A 17,090-nucleotide genomic window follows, 5' to 3' on the forward strand; every position below is an offset into this window, starting at 1 on the left:
CGGGCGGTGACGCTGGAGCGCAGGGGTCGTGGCCGCGTCCGGCCGCCCGGACTGCCGTCCGGTTGCCGACCCGAGACAGCTCGTCCCGACCTGAGCGGAGCACACCCTGATGGCAAGACCAGTCGGCATCGACCTCGGCACCACCAACTCGGTCATCGCGGCGTGGGAGGGCGGTGAGCCCATCGTCATCGCCAACGCCGAGGGCGCCCGCACCACCCCGTCGGTGGTCGCCTTCACCGACAGCGGCGAGCGCCTCGTCGGCCAGATGGCCCGCCGCCAGGCCATCCTCAACCCCAAGGGCACCATCTACTCGGCCAAGCGGTTCATCGGCCGCCGCTACGACGAGATCTCCGACGAGGCCAAGGCCGTCGGCTTCGACGTGGTGCCCGGCGACAACGGGGAGGCCCGGTTCGAGATCCGGGGCAAGAAGTACGCGCCGGAGGAGATCAGCGCCCTGGTGCTGCGCAAGCTCGCCGAGGACGCGGGCAAGTTCCTCGGGGAGAAGGTCAACGAGGTGGTGATCACCGTCCCCGCCTACTTCAACGACGCGCAGCGCCAAGCCACCAAGGACGCCGGCCGCATCGCCGGCCTGAACGTGCTGCGCATCGTCAACGAGCCCACCGCCGCGGCGATGGCCTACGGGCTGGACAAGCGGGAGAACGAGACCATCCTGGTCTTCGACCTCGGCGGCGGCACCTTCGACGTCAGCCTGCTCGACGTGGGCGACGGCGTGGTGGAGGTGCGCTCCACCGCGGGCGACACCCACCTCGGCGGCGACGACTTCGACCGCCGGCTGGTGGACTACCTGGCCGACCAGTTCCAGAAGGAGAACGGGGTCGACCTGCGCAAGGACCCGCAGGCGCTGCAGCGGCTGTTCGAGGCTGCGGAGAAGGCCAAGGTGGAGCTGAGCTCGGTGACCCAGACGCAGGTGAGCCTGCCGTTCATCACCGCCAACGCCGACGGCCCCATGCACCTGAACACCACCATCATGCGGTCCACCTTCGACCAGGTGACCGCCGACCTGGTGGAGCGCTGCCTGGGCCCGGTGCAGCAGGCGATGTCCGACGCGCAGGTCACCGACGACGACATCGACGAGGTGATCCTGGTCGGCGGCTCCACCCGCATCCCGGCCGTGCAGAACCTGGTGCGGCGCCTGACCGGCGGCAAGGAACCCAACATGAGCGTGAACCCCGACGAGGTGGTGGCCATGGGCGCTGCCGTGCAGGCCGGGGTGCTCAAGGGCGAGGTCTCCGACGTGCTGCTGCTGGACGTCACGCCGCTGTCCATGGGCGTGGAGACCGCTGGCGGCGTGATGACCAAGATCATCGACCGCAACACCACCATCCCCGCCCGCCGCTCGGAGACCTTCTCCACCGCCGCCGACAACCAGCCCGCGGTGGACATCGTGGTGCTGCAGGGGGAGCGGGAGATGGCCGCCGACAACCGGGTGCTGGGCCGGTTCCAGCTGGAGAACATCCGCCCCGCCCCCCGGGGCGAGCCGCAGATCGACGTCACCTTCGACATCGACGCCAACGGCATCCTCAACGTCAGCGCCAAGGACAAGGACACCGGCGGGGAGCAGCGCATCACCATCAGCGAGGGCTCGAACCTGGACAAGAGCGAGATCGACCGGATGGTGCAGGAGGCCGACGCGCACCGCTCGGAGGACCGGCAGCGCCGCCAGGAGGTGGACGCCCGCAACGAGCTGGACGCGATGGCCTACCGGGTGGAGCGGTTGCTGTCCGGGCTCGGTGACGCCGCACCCAGCCACGAGAAGGCCCGCGCCGACATGCTGGTGGGCGACGCCCGTGAGGCGATCAAGAACCAGGCCGGCGTGGAGCGGGTGCGCTCGCTGACCTCGGAGCTGCAGCAGGTGGCAGCCGGGCTGGCGGCCATCCCCAGCGGCGGCGGCGCGAGCGCGGGGCCCGGGGCCGCCGGCCCGGCGGGTACCTCGGGCCCGGGGCCCGGCGGACCCGGTGACGACGTGGTCGACGCCGAGTTCGACAAGGGCTGAGGCGGCACCCGGTGACGTCACCGAGTCCGCGTCGCACCGGCCGGGCGGCGTCGGCCGCCGAGCCGGCCGCGCAGCCCGCCGACGCCGCGGTGGGTGGGGAGAGCACGAGCACGCCCGACCCCACCGAGTCCGTCGCGGCGACGGAGGGCACCGAGGAAGAGCTGGTCACCGGCGCCGCGGAGCCGGGGGACGCTGCCGGGGCGCTGGCGGAGATGGAGGACCGCTGGCGGCGGGCGCTGGCCGACCTGGACAACCTGCGCAAGCGCCACGCGCGGGAGGCCGGTCGGGAGCGCCAGGACGAGCGCAACCGGGTGGCCGCCCAGTGGCTGCCGGTGGTGGACAACCTCGAGCTGGCCCTGGAGCACGCCGACGCCGACAACCCGGTGGTGCAGGGGCTCAAGGCCATCCACCAGCAGGCGGTGCAGGTGCTGGCGCACCTGGGCTACGTCCGCCACGACGAGGTCGGCGTCGCGTTCGACCCCCGCCACCACGACGTGGTGTCGGTGGTGGAGGACCCGAGCGCGGCGCCGAGCACGGTGGTGCACGTGACGTCGCCCGGCTACGGCGAGGACACCCACCAGCTGCGCCCGGCGGCGGTGGTGGTCAGCCGTGCCCCGGCGGATCCCGGAACCGCGGAGTGAGGGCGCATGGCCACTGACTTCTACCAGGTGCTCGGGGTGGACCGGAGCGCCTCCACCAAGGAGATTCAGCAGGCCTACCGCAGGCTCGCGCGCCAGTACCACCCCGACCTCAACTCCAGCCCGGAGGCCGAGGAGCGGTTCAAGGAGATCAGCGAGGCCCACGAGGTGCTCACCGACCCCAAGCAGCGGGCGCGCTACGACCGCTTCGGACCGGACTTCCGCAAGATCCCGGAGGGGATGGAGGACGCTGCGGAGCGGGCCAGGGCCGGGGCAGGTGCACGAGGGCGCTCCGGCGGGTGGACCACCGCCGGGGGACCCGCGGGCGGCACCCGGGTGCACTTCGGCGGCGACTTCGGCGGGGCCGAGGGCTTCGACTTCGATGACCTGCTGGGGGGCATCTTCGGCGGCGCCCGGGGCGGGGGTGGCTTCGCGGTGCCCGGCGCCGACCAGGAGGCGGAGCTGGAGCTGACCGTGCTGGAGGCCTACCGCGGCGGCAAGCGACACCTGAGCCTCACCGGGAACGGCACCCGGGAGTACGACGTCACCATCCCGCCCGGGGTCGTCGAGGGCCAGCGCATCCGGCTGGCCGGGCAGGGCGGGCAGGGCACCGGCGACGCCCCGGCCGGTGACCTGTACCTGGTGGTGCGGCTGCGCCCGGACCCGCGCTACCGGCTCAACGGCCGTGACATCACTGTCACGGTGCCGCTGAGCCCTGCCGAGGCGGCGCTGGGCGCCACCGTGCCGGTGGAGACCCCGGGCGGGGAGCTGAAGGTCCGCATCACGCCGGGCTCCTCCAGCGGGCGCCGCTTCCGGCTCAAGGGTCAGGGCATGCCCAACGCCCGCGGTGCACCCGGCGACCTCTACGCCGAGGTGCAGATCCGGGTGCCGGCCATCCTCACCGACCACGAGCGCGAGCTGTACGAGCAGCTGGCAACCGAGTCCACCTTCGACCCCCGGGCCCGCACCTGAGGCCCGCGCACCACCGTCCCAGCCTGAGTCCACCGGCAGCAGGAGCACCGCATGAGCACCACCTACCCGCTGGCCCGCCCCGTGCGGCTGAGCCTGGACAGCGTCGCCCGGGAGAGCGGGCTGCACCCGGAGCTGCTGGTGCGCTTTGTGGAGCTGAGCCTGCTCGACGCCACCCGGGACGCCCAGGGGCGGCTGTGGTTCGCCCCCGGCACCCCGGTGCGGGTGGCGCGCATCCGGCGGCTGCGGTCCGGGCTGGCCCTGAACTACGCGGCGATCGGACTGGTCATCGACCTGCTCGACCGGATCGACGCGCTCGAGCACGACGTGAGACGAGGAAGAGCGACGCCATGGACATGAACGCACTGACCCAGAAGTCGCAGGAGGCGCTGCAGAAGGCGCAGGCCGAGGCGCTGCGCGGGGGCCACAACGAGACCGACCCCCTGGACCTGCTGGTCGCGCTGATCGACGACCCGGAGTCGCTGGTGCCCCGCCTGCTCACCCGGATGGAGGTGGACCTGGGCGGGCTGCGCCGCGGCGCCGAGGCCGAGCAGCAGCGCAAGCCGCGGGTGAGCGGGCCCGGGGTCACCCCCGGGCAGGTCTACGTCAGCCGCGAGCTCAACGGGGTGCTGGAGGCCGCCCAGCGCGAGGCCGGCCGGCTCAAGGACGACTACGTCTCCGTCGAGCACCTGCTGCTGGCCATCGTGGAGACCGGCTCCAGCACCGCCGCCGGTCGCCTGCTGGCCAGCTTCGGCGTCACCCGGGAGCGCTTCCTCGCCGCGCTCACCGACGTCCGGGGCAACCAGCGGGTCACCTCGGCGACGCCGGAGGGCACCTACGAGGCGCTGGAGAAGTACGGCCGCGACCTGGTGGAGGACGCCCGCCGCGGCACGCTCGACCCGGTGATCGGCCGGGACAGCGAGATCCGCCGGGTGATCCAGATCCTCTCCCGCAAGTCCAAGAACAACCCGGTGCTCATCGGCGAGCCCGGCGTGGGCAAGACGGCCATCGTGGAGGGACTGGCCCAGCGCATCGTCCGCTCCGACGTGCCCGAGGGGCTGCGGGACAAGACGGTGTTCGCCCTGGACATGGGTGCGCTGGTGGCCGGGGCCAAGTACCGGGGTGAGTTCGAGGAACGGCTCAAGGCGGTGCTGGGGGAGGTCAAGGCCGCTGAGGGCCGCATCCTGCTGTTCATCGACGAGCTGCACACCGTGGTGGGCGCCGGCGCGGCGGAGGGCGCGATGGACGCCGGCAACATGCTCAAGCCGATGCTGGCCCGCGGCGAGCTGCACCTGATCGGGGCGACCACCCTGGACGAGTACCGCAAGCACGTGGAGCCCGACGCCGCGCTGGAGCGGCGCTTCCAGCCGGTGGTGGTGTCCGAGCCGGACGTGGAGGACACCATCTCCATCCTGCGCGGACTGCGCGAGCGCCTGGAGGTCTTCCACGGGGTGAAGATCCAGGACGGCGCCCTGGTGGCGGCGGCGACGCTGTCCAACCGGTACATCACCGACCGCTTCCTCCCGGACAAGGCCATCGACCTGGTGGACGAGGCGTGCGCCCGGCTGCGCACCGAGATCGACTCCATGCCCGCCGAGCTGGACGAGCTCACCCGGCGGGTGACCCGGCTGGAGATCGAGGAGGCGGCGCTGGAGAAGGAGACCGACCCGGCCAGCATGACTCGGCTGGAGGACCTGCGCCGCGAGCTGACCGACCTGCGTGCGGAGGCCGACGCCAAGCGGGCCCAGTGGGAGTCCGAGCGGCGCTCCATCCGCCGCGTGCAGGACCTGCGCGGGCAGCTGGAACGGCTGCGCCACGAGGCGGAGGAGGCCGAGCGCCGCTACGACCTCAACCGGGCCGCGGAGATCCGCTACGGCGAGCTGACCGACCTGGAGCGCCGGCTGGGCGCGGAGGAGTCGCAGCTGGCCAACCGGCAGGACGGGCACCGGCTGCTGCGCGAGGTGGTCACCGCCGACGAGATCGCCGAGATCGTGGCGTCGTGGACGGGCATCCCGGTGACCCGGCTGCAGGAGGGGGAGCGGCAGAAGATCCTGCGCCTGGACGAGACCCTGCGCGAGCGGGTGGTGGGCCAGGACGAGGCGGTGGAGGCGGTGTCCGACGCGATCATCCGGGCCCGCTCGGGCATCCGCGACCCCCGCAAGCCGATCGGGTCGTTCATCTTCCTGGGCCCCACCGGGGTGGGCAAGACCGAGCTGGCCAAGTCGCTGGCGGTGGCGCTGTTCGACTCCGAGGACGCGATGGTGCGGCTGGACATGAGCGAGTACCAGGAGCGGCACACCGTGAGCCGGCTGCTGGGTGCGCCGCCCGGCTATGTCGGCTACGACGAGGGCGGCCAGCTGACCGAGGCGGTGCGCCGCAAGCCGTACTCGGTGATCCTCTTCGACGAGATCGAGAAGGCCCACGTGGACGTGTTCAACACGCTGCTGCAGGTGCTCGACGACGGCCGGATCACCGACGCGCAGGGACGGACGGTGAACTTCCGCAACACCGTCATCATCATGACCTCCAACATCGGCTCGCAGCACCTGCTGGAGGGCATCACCGCCGAGGGGGAGATCCAGCCGCAGGCCCGCGAGGCGGTGATGGCCGACCTGCGGCTGCACTTCCGCCCGGAGTTCCTCAACCGGGTGGACGACGTGGTGCTCTTCGCCCCGCTCGGGCTGCCGCAGATCATGCAGATCGTGGACCTGCAGTTCGCCGAGCTGCGCGACCGCCTCGCCGAGCAGCGCATCCGGATCACCCTCACCGACGCCGCCCGCAAGCTGATCGCGGAGCGGGGCTTCGACCCGGTGTACGGGGCGCGGCCGCTGCGCCGCTACATCTCCCACGACGTGGAGACCGCGGTGGGGCGGGCGCTGCTGCGCGGCGACGTCGCGGAGGGCGCCACGGTGACGGTGGACGCGGTGGACGGGGCGCTGAAGGTCGACTACAGCGGGGCCGAGGAGCTGGCCGGCACCGCCGCGTGAGGGGTTAGGTGCGTCTGCAAGTACGCCCATCCTGGCGGATGGCGTACTTGCAGACGCACCCAGAGCAACTCTGCGCAGTCAGCGCAGCCGGGACAGCACCCGCTCCTGCAGCAGCCCGTTGGTGGCCACCGCGCTGCCCCCGTGCGGGCCCGGCGTGCCGTCCAGCGCGGTGAACGCCCCGCCGGCCTCGCGCACCAGGACGTCCAGCGCCGCGAGGTCCCACAGCGACACCTCGGGCTCGGCGACGGCGTCCACCGCGCCCTCGGCGAGCAGGCAGTAGGAGAAGAAGTCGCCGTAGCCGCGCAGCCGCCACACGTCGTCGGACAGCGCGATGAACTGCTCCCGCAGGCCCGCGTCGCGCCACCCGCTGAGGCTGGAGAACGCCAGGCTGGCCGAGGCGAGGTCGTCCACCCGCGAGACGCTGAGGCGCCGCCGCGGCGAGCCGTACACCCGCAGCCACGCGCCGTCGCCGGTGCTGGCCCACCAGCGCCGGCCCAGGGCGGGCGCGCTCACCACGCCCACCGTGGGGACGCCGTCCTCCAGCAGCGACACCAGGGTGGCCCACACCGGCACGCCACGGACGAAGTTCTTGGTGCCGTCCACCGGGTCCAGCACCCACTGGCGGCCGCTGAAGGTCACCTCGCCGCCGTACTCCTCGCCGAGCACCGCGTCGTCGGGGCGCTGGGCGGCCAGCACCTCCCTGGCGGCGCGCTCCACCGCCAGGTCGGCGTCGGAGACCGGCGTGAGGTCGGGCTTGTCGTCCACCTGCAGGTCCAGGGCCAGGAAGCGGGCCAGCGTGATGGCGTCGGCGGCGTCGGCGATCTGGTGGGCCAGGGCGAGGTCGTCGGTGGCCAGGATGTCGGAGTTCTCGCTGGCCGCGTCGTCGTGGGTGGACTCGCTGGCCGTGGGGTCGGCGGAGTGCTCCGGGTTTGTCACGGCAAGTACGGTACCGGCCTGCTCGTACCGTCGTCCCGCTGGCCGGTGGCTGCAGTTTCGTCCGATATGGACGGTCGTGAGTGGACGTCCTCGGGTGCGCGGTGGCACGGTGGAAGGATGGCTACGCGCATCCAGCTGAACTCCACCGCTGCGGCGCTGCTCGGACTCCTCCGCGAGGGGCCGGCCACCGGCGGTCAGCTGATGGCGCTGGCCGAAGAGCGTTACAGCGGGTACTTCGGTCTCACTCGTAGTCAGGTGTACCGGGAGCTGCCCGCCCTCACCGAGGCCGGTTTGCTGCGCCTGGGCAAGCTCGGTGCGCGCTCCAGCCAGCAGTACGTCATCACCGCCGCCGGCCGCCGAGCCTTCAAGGCGTGGCTGGGCCAGGGTGATGCGGTCGCCGCGGTGGGCGACACCGTGCGCAGCCCGCTCATCCTGCGGCTGGCCAACGCCGGCGAGATGAGCGAGCGCCACCGCAACGAGCTGCTGGAGACCGCCCAGCAGGCGGTGGCCGACCGGTTGGCCGAGGCCAAGGCCACCTATCGGGCCGTGCCGGACCCCTACGACAAGGCGGTCGCGGAGTTCACGGTCAACCACTACAAGGCGCTGGCCAAGCTGGTCGACCGCATCATGACGATCTAGGTCATGACGACCTAGCGGTGCCCTGGTGGTGACCGAGGTGCGCTCCGCGGTCGGGCTGTTCGAGGATTTCGCCCGGGTCGTGGGCACCCGGCGCCCGGACGCCGGTGGCTGCTGGTGCACCAGCTATCGCGACTCCCGCCTGCGCGGGCCGCAGCGCCCCGAGCACATGCGGCGCGAGTGCGCGGCCGAGCCGGGACCAGGGGTGCTGGCCCACGTCGACGGCGAGGCGGAGGGGTGGTGCTCGGTGGCCCCGCGCAGCTCCTACCGGCGGCTGCAGCACTCGCGCACCCTGCCCCTGCTGGAGGGGCCACCGCCGTGGAGCATCGTCTGCTTCGTGGTGCGGCCCGCCTTCCGCCGCCGGGGGCTGATGCACGAGCTGCTGGCCGGGGCGGTGGCCCACGCTGCCGCGCACGGGGCGGAGGTGGTCGAGGGCTACCCCATCGAGAAGGGGGCGCAGAAGGTCGACGTCATCTCCGGCTACGTCGGCACGGTGGAGCTGTTCGAGCGCGCAGGCTTTCACCGCGCGGCACCCACCACCGGGCACAGCGGGCACCGGCCGCGCTGGCTGGTTCGCCGGGACCTGCGCCCGCCGGGGGCGGCCTCCTGCGCCTAGGCGGTTGGTCGGTTGATCAGGGCGGTAGCCTGGTGAATCGTGCATCCCGACGTCATTGCTGACCTGGCCGAGCTCGAGACCACCCTGGGCACCGTCGAGGCGGTGCTGGACGTGGAGGAGCTGCGTCGCCGGGTGGACGAGCTCGAGCAGCAGGCTGCCTCCCCGGACCTGTGGAACGACCAGGAGCACGCCCAGCAGGTGACCAGCCAGCTTTCCCACGTCCAGGCCGACCTGCGCCGGGTCAACGGCCTGCGCCAGCGCCTGGAGGACCTGCCGCTGCTCTACGAGCTGGCCGAGGGCGAGGAGGGGGACGCAGCCACCGAGGCCACCGCCGACGCCGACGCCGAGCGGGCCGCCCTGCGCGAGGACATCGCCGCCATGGAGGTCCGCACGCTGCTCTCCGGTCCCTACGACGAGCGCGACGCCCTGGTCACCATCCGCTCCGGCGCCGGGGGAGTGGACGCCGCCGACTGGGCCGAGATGCTCATGCGGATGTACCTGCGCTGGGCGGAGCGGCACGGCTACGGCACCGAGGTCTACGACACCTCCTACGCCGAGGAGGCGGGCATCAAGAGCGCCACCTTCGCGGTGAAGGCGCCCTACGCCTACGGCACGCTCTCGGTGGAGCAGGGCACCCACCGCCTGGTGCGGATCAGCCCGTTCGACAACCAGGCGCGGCGGCAGACCTCCTTCGCCGACGTGGAGGTGCTGCCGGTGGTGGAGACCACCGACCACATCGAGATCCCCGAGGGCGACCTGCGGGTGGACGTCTACCGCTCGTCCGGCCCCGGTGGGCAGAGCGTGAACACCACCGACTCCGCCGTCCGGCTGACCCACATCCCCACCGGCATCGTGGTCACCTGCCAGAACGAGAAGAGCCAGCTGCAGAACAAGGTCGCCGCCATGAAGGTGCTGCAGGCCAAGCTGCTGGAGGTCAAGCGCAAGGAGGAGCGCGCCGAGATGGACGCGCTCAAGGGCGACGGCGGCAGCTCGTGGGGCAACCAGATGCGCTCCTACGTGCTGCACCCGTACCAGATGGTGAAGGACCTGCGCACCGAGCACGAGGTGGGCGACCCCACCAAGGTGCTCGACGGCGACATCGACGGCTTCCTGGAGGCCGGGATCCGCTGGCGCATGCGGGAGCCCCAGAGCTGAGCGCAGCGGGAACCCAGGCCTGAGAACCGTCGGCGCGTCCCTGAAAGCGTGTGAGCACGGCTTTCGTGACGCGCCCGGGTCGGGAAGGGATCGGACAATCCGACTGGGTCGGTAGACTTCCCGCCTGTGATCCGGGTCGAGCACGTGTCCAAGTCCTACAAGTCCTCCACCAGGCCTGCGCTGGACGGCGTGAGCATGGAGGTCGAGAAGGGCGAGTTCGTCTTCGTCATCGGCGCCTCCGGCTCGGGCAAGTCCACGTTCATGCGGATGCTGCTGCGCGAGGAGGCCCCCACCTCCGGTGACATCCACGTGGCCAACTTCCACGTGAACAAGCTCGCCGCCCGCCGGGTGCCCAAGCTGCGCCAGCGCATCGGCTGCGTGTTCCAGGACTTCCGGCTGCTGCAGCAGAAGAACGTCGCCGACAACGTGGCCTTCGCGCTGGAGGTGATCGGCAAGCCCCGCAGCACCATCAAGAAGGTGGTGCCCGAGGTGCTCGACCTGGTCGGGCTGGCCGGCAAGGCCGACCGCCTGCCCTCGGAGCTCTCCGGTGGCGAGCAGCAGCGGGTGGCCATCGCCCGGGCCTTCGTCAACCGGCCGCTGCTGCTGCTGGCCGACGAGCCCACCGGCAACCTCGACCCCGACACCAGCCAGGACATCATGCTGCTGCTGGAGCGGATCAACCGCACCGGCACCACCGTGCTGATGGCCACGCACGACAACCACATCGTGGACTCCATGCGCCGCCGCGTGGTGGAGCTGTCGCTGGGCAAGGTCGTGCGGGACGAGGCGCGCGGCGTGTACGGAGTCGGCCGCTGACCCTGCGCTCAGCGCCGCCCCGCTAGCCCCTGCACCCTGTTCCCACGTCCCGGAGGACCGCGACCCGATGCGCGTCAGCTTTGTACTCAGCGAGGTCTTCACCGGCCTGCGCCGCAACATCACCATGACGATCGCCATGATCATCACCACGGCGATCTCCCTCGGGCTCCTCGGCGCCGGGCTGCTGGTCGTGCAGATGACCAACAAGACCGAGCAGATCTACTTCGACCGGGTCGAGGTGGCGGTCTTCCTCACCAACGACATCTCCACCAGCGACGCCGAGTGCAGCGGGCCGATCTGCGCCACCCTGCGCGAGGACCTGCAGAACTTCCCGGGCGTGCAGTCGGTGGAGTACGAGAGCCGGACCGCCGCCTACGAGCGCTTCAAGAAGGTCTTCGCCCAGCAGCCCGAGCTGGTGCAGCTGGCCCGCCCGGAGGCGCTGCCGGCGTCGTTCCGGGTGAAGCTGAGCGACCCCAAGCGCTTCGCGGTGATCAACGAGACCTTCGGCACCCAGCCGGGGGTGGACCGGGTGGTCGACCAGGCCCAGCTGGTGGAGCGGCTGTTCTCCGTGCTCGGCGGGGTGCGCAACGCCGCCTTCGCCATCGCGGTGGTGCAGGCCCTGGCCGCGCTGCTGCTGATCTCCAACATGATCCAGATCGCGGCGTTCACCAGACGCACCGAGGTGAGCATCATGCGGCTGGTGGGCGCCACCCGCTGGTACACCCAGCTGCCGTTCCTCCTGGAGGCGGTGGTGGCCGGGCTCATCGGCTCGGCGCTGGCGGTGATCGGGCTGTTCACGGCCAAGTCGGTGTTCCTGGACGGGGTGCTGGAGGACCTGTACTCGTCCAACATCATCGGCCAGATCACCACCAGCGACGTGCTCTACGTGGCACCGCTGCTGGGCATCGTCGGCATCGGGCTGTCCTCGCTCACCGCCTACATCACGCTGCGCCTGTACGTCCGCCAGTAGCGCGCGCCGGGCGCCCCGGTTACCGGCTGGCGCCGGTGGATAGGGTGGACGCATGAGGGAAAAGGGCCGCAAGGCCATCGCGACCAACCGGAAGGCGCGCCACAACTACAGCATCGTGGACGTCTTCGAGGCCGGCGTCGTACTGGTCGGCACCGAGGTGAAGAGCCTGCGCGACGGCAAGGCGTCGCTGGTGGACGCCTTCGCCACGGTGGACAACGGCGAGATCTGGCTGCGCGGTCTGCACATCCCCGAGTACACCCAGGGCAGCTGGACCAACCACGCCCCGCGCCGCAGCCGCAAGCTGCTGCTGCACAAGTCCGAGATCGAGCGGCTGATCGGCAAGACCCGGGAGGGCAGCCTCACGCTGGTGCCGCTGTCGATGTACTTCCAGAACGGCTACGTCAAGGTGGAGCTGGCCCTGGCCAAGGGCAAGCAGGCCCACGACAAGCGCCAGGACCTGGCCAAGCGGGACATGGAGCGCGAGGTCACCCGGGAGCTCGGGCGTCGCGTCAAGGGGATGCGCTGAGCACCCCGGTGGGCACCGCTGCCGCAGCGTTCACGCGGCCGGTGCTCGACGGCCCCGCGGACGACGCCGAGGTGGCCGCCTGGACCCGGGTACTGGGCCTGGACGGGTTGGTCGACCTGCACGTGCACTTCCTGCCCGAGCGGGTGATGGCCAAGGTCTGGGACTACTTCGACCACGCCAGCGAGAACTACGGCACCCCGTGGCCGGTGCACTACCGCCTGCCCGAGCCCGAGCGGCTGGCGGTGCTGGGCCGCCTGGGTCTGCGGGCCTTCGCGCCACTGGTGTACCCGCACAAGCCCGGCATGGCGGCGTGGCTCAACGACTGGGCCGCCGACTTCGCCGCGCGGGTGCCCACCGCGGTGCCCACCGCCACGCTGTTCCCCGAGCCGGGCGTCACCGACTACCTGCGCACCGCGCTGCGCCAGGGTGCGCGGGTGGTCAAGGTGCACGTGCAGGTCGGCGGCTTCGACCCGCGTGACCCGTTGCTGGACCAGTCCTGGGGGTTGCTCGCCGAGCTGGGCGTGCCGGTGGTGATCCACTGCGGGCACGGCCCGATCCCCGGCGAGCACACCGGCCTGGACGTGTTCGGCGAGGTGCTGCGCCGGCACCCGCAGCTGACCGCGGTGCTGGCTCACGCCGGGATGCCCGAGTTCACCGAGGCGCTGGAGCTGGTGGCGGCCTATCCGCGGGTGCACCTGGACACCACCATGGTGGGCACGCCGTTCAGCCAGCAGATGACGCCGCTGCCCGCCGACTGGGCGGCCCGGCTGGCCGAGCACCCCGACCGGGTGGCGCTGGGCACCGACTTCCCCAACATCCCCTACGACTACGCCACCCAGCTGCGCGCCATCGCCGGCTGGGCCGCCGCGGACGACCGGCTGGGGGAGGGTTTCCTGCGGGCGGTCCTGCACGACACCCCGTCTCGGCTGTTGGGGCTGGCTGCCTGACCTGTGCCGACGCGCCTTCTCCCGCCCAGGAATGACGCGGCGGGGTCGGGGCGTTAAGGTAGGGAGCCCGGTGCAGGTTGCCGGGCACGTATGGGGGTGAACGGTTTCGACTCCGTACGTTGATTCAGGGGAAGCGTGCTGGTGCAGGCAGGAGACCACCACAAGCGTCACTGCAACCAAATAAGCGCCGACTCCAGTCAGCGCGAGTTCGCCCTCGCCGCCTGAGCGAGTAGCGACTCTGTCAGACCGGGTGTGCCCTCGCCCCGGACCCTGGCATCGACTAGAGGGCTCTTACCCTGCGGATCGGCCGCGGATCCGCAGGGGACACCAAACAGCGGCTGGGATCGTCGTCCTGGCTCGTCCTCGTGACCAGGAGATCCAAGCAGGGACATAGAGGACTGCGCACGGAGAAGCCCTGTTGATGCGACGAAGGACCCGGGTTCGATTCCCGGCACCTCCACCCCGTACGTGAGGGAGGGGCGGTCACCACGGTGACCGCCCCTTTTTCGTGTGCCGGCTCAGGCGCCGTCGGTGTGCAGGTGGGCGCGCTGGCCGTCGCGGTCGAACACCATGACCAGCTCGGCCGGCCCGTCGAGGGCGTCCACGGCGTGCGGGGTCATGGTGGAGAACTCCGCGGCCTCACCGGTCTCCACCACGATCTCGCGCTCGCCGAGCGTGAGCCGCACCCGGCCGGAGAGCACGAACATCCAGTCGTGGCCCGGGTGCACGCGCGGCTCACGGCGCTCCGCGGTGGGCGCCAGGCGCATCTTGAGGGCGACCGTGCTGCCGGTCGGGCGGCTCAGCGGCCAGGTGGTGGCACCGTGGCGGGTGGTGGGGACGGGCCTGATCACCACGTCCTCGTCGTTGCCGTGCACGTCCAGCAGCGAGTCGAGGTCGATCTGCAGCGCGGTGGCCAGGGCGATGAGCACGTCGATGCTGATGCCGCGCTTGCCCGTCTCGATGCGGCTGATGGTGGACGGGCTGAGGTGGCTGCGCTGGGCCAGCTCGTCCAGGGACCACCCGAGCGAGCGACGCAGGGTGCGCAACCGGGCGCGGACGAGCTCTTCGACGTCGTTGGCGGGCACGGCACCCATCCTGGGCGCTTCTTGCCATTACCGCAAGATGCGTTGCTGCATTCGCCTGAGCGGTCGTACGGTTGTGGACATGACGGAACCAGTGATCCAGGACGACCAGCGCTCTGCCGACCACCCCCACGACGTGGTGGTGATCGGCGGCGGCGCGGCCGGCCTGACCGCCGCCCTGCAGCTCGGGCGGGCACGCCGCTCGGTGGTGGTGATCGACTCCGGCGAGCCGCGCAACGCCCCGGCCACGCACGTGCACGGCTTCCTCGGTCACGAGGGCATCGCCCCGGCCGAGCTGCTCGCGCGGGGTCGCGCCGAGGTGCGCGGCTACGGCGTGGAGATCTGGGACGGCCGGGTGCACACCGTGGACCGCACCGACACCGGTTTCCAGGCCACGCTCACCGACGGCCGCACCGTCCAGGCGCGCCGGGTGCTGCTGGCCACCGGCCTCACCGACCTCCTGCCGGACATCCCGGGGGTGCACGCGCAGTGGGGCCGCGGGGTCCTGCACTGCCCGTACTGCCACGGCTGGGAGGTGCGCGACCAACGCATCGTGGTGATCGCCACCGGACCGGCCGGGGCACACCAGGCGGGGCTGTTCCGCCAGCTCACCGAGCAGGTGACGGTGGTGGTGCACGAGGGCACCGGGCCGGACCACCACGAGCGGGTTCGGCTGGCGGCACGCGGTGTGCAGGTGCTGCCCGGCCCGGTGGAGCAGGTGGTGGTCGACGCCGACCAGGTCTCCGGGGTGCGCCTGGCCGACGGCACCATCGTGCCTGCCGACGCGGTGGTGGTCGCCCCGCGGATGGTGGCTCGGGCCGAGCCGGTGCACTCGCTGGGGCTGACGGCGGCGCCCGACCCAGCCGGCTGGGGCGAGGTGATCCCCACCGACGCCGGCGGCGCCACGGCGGTGGCCGGGGTGTTCGTCGCCGGCAACGCCACCAACGTCACGCAGCAGGTGCTGGCTGCCGCCGCCGACGGTGGCTGGGTGGGTGCGGCGATCAACGCCGACCTGGTGGCCGAGGACACCACCGCGGCGGTGGCGGCGCTGCCGGCCGACGTGGAGTGGGACCACCGCTACGCCGAGCAGATCTGGAGCGGCGGACCCAACGGCGTGCTGGTGGACGAGCTGACCGGGCACCAGCCGGGACGGGCCCTGGACGTGGGCTGCGGCGAGGGCGGCGACGCCATCTGGCTGGCCCAGCACGGCTGGCAGGTGACCGCCGTGGACGTCTCGCAGGTGGCGCTGGACCGAGGCCGGGCGGCGGCCGCCGGGGCCGGGGTGGAGGTGGACTGGCGCAAGGTCGACGTCACCACCGAGCCGCTGGGCCGCTACGACCTGGTGTCGCTGCACTACCCGGCGCTGCAGCACGGCGCTGACCACGCCACCGAGCGCGCGCTGCTGGCCGCCGTGGCCCCGGGCGGCACCCTGCTGGTGGTGGGGCACGCCTTCGGTGACCTGGCGCACGCCCACGCCCACTCCCAGGACTTCGACCCCGCCGACTACGTGCAGCCGCCGGACGTGGCGGCGCTGCTGGACGACGACTGGGAGGTGCTGGTGGACGGGACCCGCCCGCGCACCGGCGAGCCCGCGGAGATCTCGCCGCACACCCACGACGTGGTGCTGCGCGCCTGCAGACGGCGCTGACGGTGCGGGCGTTGTGACGCACGTCGTGTGATCCGCGGAATAGCCCGCGGCTCTGGCGACCTGTACTCGGGAGTAACACCGCCTACGCACAGGAGAACCATGACGAGCACCGCCGCCCTCGCTGCCGACTCGGCCGGAGCGCCGCTCAAGCCGACCACCATCGAGCGCCGCGCGCTGCGGGACGACGACGTCCGCATCGACGTCAAGTTCGCCGGCATCTGCCACAGCGACATCCACCAGGTGCGCGAGGAGTGGGGCACGGCGATCTTCCCGATGGTTCCCGGCCACGAGATCGCGGGCGTGGTGTCCGAGGTGGGCTCCGGCGTGACCTCCTACCAGGTGGGTGACCGCGTCGGGGTGGGCTGCATGGTGGACTCCTGCGGGGAGTGCGACTTCTGCCGCAGCGGCGAGGAGCAGTACTGCGACAAGGGTGCAGTGATGACCTACAACGGTCTCGGCTACGACGGCGAGCCCACTCTGGGCGGCTACAGCCAGGAGGTCGTGGTCTCCGACCGGTTCGTGCTGCGCATCCCGGACGGCCTCGGTCTCGACGTGGCCGCGCCGCTGTTGTGCGCCGGCATCACCACCTACAGCCCGCTCAAGCGATGGGGAGCAGGGCCGGGCAAGAAGGTCGCCGTCATCGGCATGGGCGGGCTGGGCCACATGGCCGTGCAGATCGCCGACAAGCTCGGCGCCGAGGTCTCCGTGCTCTCCCGCACGATGGCCAAGCAGGAGCAGGGCGCGGAGCTGGGCGCCGACCACTACTACGCCACCTCCGACGCCGACACGCTGAAGAGCCTGCGCAACAGCTTCGACCTGATCATCAACACCGTCAGCGCCGACCTGGAGATGGACCGCTACGTGGCGCTGCTGCGCCCGCTGGGTGCGCTGGTGAACGTGGGTCTGCCCTCCAACCCCTACCAGGTGACACCCGGCGGGCTGGTGGGCGAGGGCCGCACCCTGGCCGGGTCGAACATCGGTGGCATCCCGCAGACGCAGGAGATGCTCGACTTCTGCGCCGAGCACGGCATCGGCGCCGTCATCGAGACGATCAGCGCCGACCAGGTGGACGAGGCCTACGACCGCGTCGTGGACTCCGACGTGCGCTACCGCTTCGTCATCGACACCGCCACCATCGCGGTGGGCTGAG

General features: G+C 71.8%; 16 protein-coding genes and 1 other RNA gene. 15 read left to right on the plus strand and 2 right to left on the minus strand.

The annotated features are described in order from the left end of the window. Positions 1–109: 109 nt before the first annotated feature. The 5 genes from dnaK to clpB all read left to right on the plus strand — a co-directional run bounded on the left by dnaK (position 110) and on the right by clpB (position 6,608). Positions 110–2,014: a molecular chaperone DnaK gene (gene dnaK / locus AC3YO9_RS07740; RefSeq protein WP_489982773.1), complete on the plus strand. Its 1,905-nt coding sequence runs from the start codon at positions 110–112 to the stop codon at positions 2,012–2,014. Between the two features lie 89 nt (positions 2,015–2,103). Continuing rightward, entirely contained in the window at positions 2,104–2,655 is a 552-nt protein-coding gene (locus tag AC3YO9_RS07745; RefSeq protein ID WP_489983438.1) for a nucleotide exchange factor GrpE, read from the plus strand. Between the two features lie 6 nt (positions 2,656–2,661). Continuing rightward, positions 2,662–3,624 carry a DnaJ C-terminal domain-containing protein gene (locus tag AC3YO9_RS07750; RefSeq protein WP_489982774.1) on the plus strand — a complete coding sequence of 321 codons (963 nt, stop codon included), beginning with the start codon at positions 2,662–2,664 and terminating at the stop codon, positions 3,622–3,624. A 51-nt stretch (positions 3,625–3,675) separates the two neighbouring features. After that, positions 3,676–3,981 (plus strand): chaperone modulator CbpM, encoded by a 306-nt coding sequence (locus tag AC3YO9_RS07755; RefSeq protein ID WP_127783578.1) that lies wholly within the window; start codon positions 3,676–3,678, stop codon positions 3,979–3,981. Continuing rightward, the gene (gene clpB / locus AC3YO9_RS07760; RefSeq protein WP_489982775.1) at positions 3,972–6,608 is read left to right on the plus strand and encodes an ATP-dependent chaperone ClpB; all 2,637 of its coding nucleotides are present in this window, start codon (positions 3,972–3,974) and stop codon (positions 6,606–6,608) included. Before AC3YO9_RS07755 ends, clpB begins: the two co-directional genes overlap by 10 nt. Before the next feature lie 78 nt (positions 6,609–6,686). Here clpB and hisN read toward each other — a convergent pair whose 3' ends face one another. After that, on the minus strand, positions 6,687–7,466 hold the full coding sequence (gene hisN / locus AC3YO9_RS07765; protein WP_489983439.1) for a histidinol-phosphatase: 780 nt from the start codon (positions 7,464–7,466) through the stop codon (positions 6,687–6,689). Positions 7,467–7,661: 195 nt separating this feature from the next. Here hisN and AC3YO9_RS07770 point away from each other — a divergent pair, with 195 nt between their 5' ends. The 8 genes from AC3YO9_RS07770 to ssrA all read left to right on the plus strand — a co-directional run bounded on the left by AC3YO9_RS07770 (position 7,662) and on the right by ssrA (position 13,673). Next, positions 7,662–8,183 (plus strand): PadR family transcriptional regulator, encoded by a 522-nt coding sequence (locus AC3YO9_RS07770; protein WP_489982776.1) that lies wholly within the window; start codon positions 7,662–7,664, stop codon positions 8,181–8,183. 25 nt (positions 8,184–8,208) lie between these two features. Beyond that, complete coding sequence (locus tag AC3YO9_RS07775) at positions 8,209–8,796, plus strand: GNAT family N-acetyltransferase (protein WP_489982777.1); 588 nt, start codon at positions 8,209–8,211, stop codon at positions 8,794–8,796. A gap of 39 nt (positions 8,797–8,835) precedes the next feature. Further along, positions 8,836–9,951 carry a peptide chain release factor 2 gene (prfB, locus tag AC3YO9_RS07780; RefSeq protein WP_489982778.1) on the plus strand — a complete coding sequence of 372 codons (1,116 nt, stop codon included), beginning with the start codon at positions 8,836–8,838 and terminating at the stop codon, positions 9,949–9,951. A 126-nt stretch (positions 9,952–10,077) separates the two neighbouring features. Continuing rightward, entirely contained in the window at positions 10,078–10,767 is a 690-nt protein-coding gene (ftsE, locus tag AC3YO9_RS07785; RefSeq protein ID WP_127783574.1) for a cell division ATP-binding protein FtsE, read from the plus strand. Positions 10,768–10,834: 67 nt separating this feature from the next. Next, positions 10,835–11,737, plus strand: a complete 903-nt coding sequence (gene ftsX, locus AC3YO9_RS07790; RefSeq protein WP_127783573.1) for a permease-like cell division protein FtsX — start codon at positions 10,835–10,837, stop codon at positions 11,735–11,737. 52 nt (positions 11,738–11,789) lie between these two features. After that, the gene (gene smpB, locus AC3YO9_RS07795; protein WP_127783572.1) at positions 11,790–12,263 is read left to right on the plus strand and encodes an SsrA-binding protein SmpB; all 474 of its coding nucleotides are present in this window, start codon (positions 11,790–11,792) and stop codon (positions 12,261–12,263) included. Positions 12,264–12,271: 8 nt separating this feature from the next. Then, a complete protein-coding gene (locus AC3YO9_RS07800) occupies positions 12,272–13,210 on the plus strand; it encodes an amidohydrolase family protein (RefSeq protein ID WP_489982779.1) in 939 nt (312 codons plus the stop codon). A 92-nt stretch (positions 13,211–13,302) separates the two neighbouring features. Continuing rightward, positions 13,303–13,673, plus strand: a transfer-messenger RNA (tmRNA) gene (ssrA, locus tag AC3YO9_RS07805). A gap of 55 nt (positions 13,674–13,728) precedes the next feature. Here ssrA and AC3YO9_RS07810 read toward each other — a convergent pair. Then, positions 13,729–14,304: a helix-turn-helix domain-containing protein gene (locus tag AC3YO9_RS07810; protein WP_489982780.1), complete on the minus strand. Its 576-nt coding sequence runs from the start codon at positions 14,302–14,304 to the stop codon at positions 13,729–13,731. 70 nt (positions 14,305–14,374) lie between these two features. Between AC3YO9_RS07810 and AC3YO9_RS07815 the strand changes: the two genes are divergently transcribed. Both AC3YO9_RS07815 and AC3YO9_RS07820 read left to right on the plus strand, forming a co-directional pair. Beyond that, entirely contained in the window at positions 14,375–15,940 is a 1,566-nt protein-coding gene (locus tag AC3YO9_RS07815) for an FAD-dependent oxidoreductase (RefSeq protein WP_489982781.1), read from the plus strand. A 99-nt stretch (positions 15,941–16,039) separates the two neighbouring features. Next, positions 16,040–17,089 carry an NAD(P)-dependent alcohol dehydrogenase gene (locus AC3YO9_RS07820; protein WP_489982782.1) on the plus strand — a complete coding sequence of 350 codons (1,050 nt, stop codon included), beginning with the start codon at positions 16,040–16,042 and terminating at the stop codon, positions 17,087–17,089. The last annotated feature ends 1 nt before the right edge of the window (position 17,090 follow it).

Source organism: Rhodococcus sp. Z6_132, from assembly GCF_058133635.1.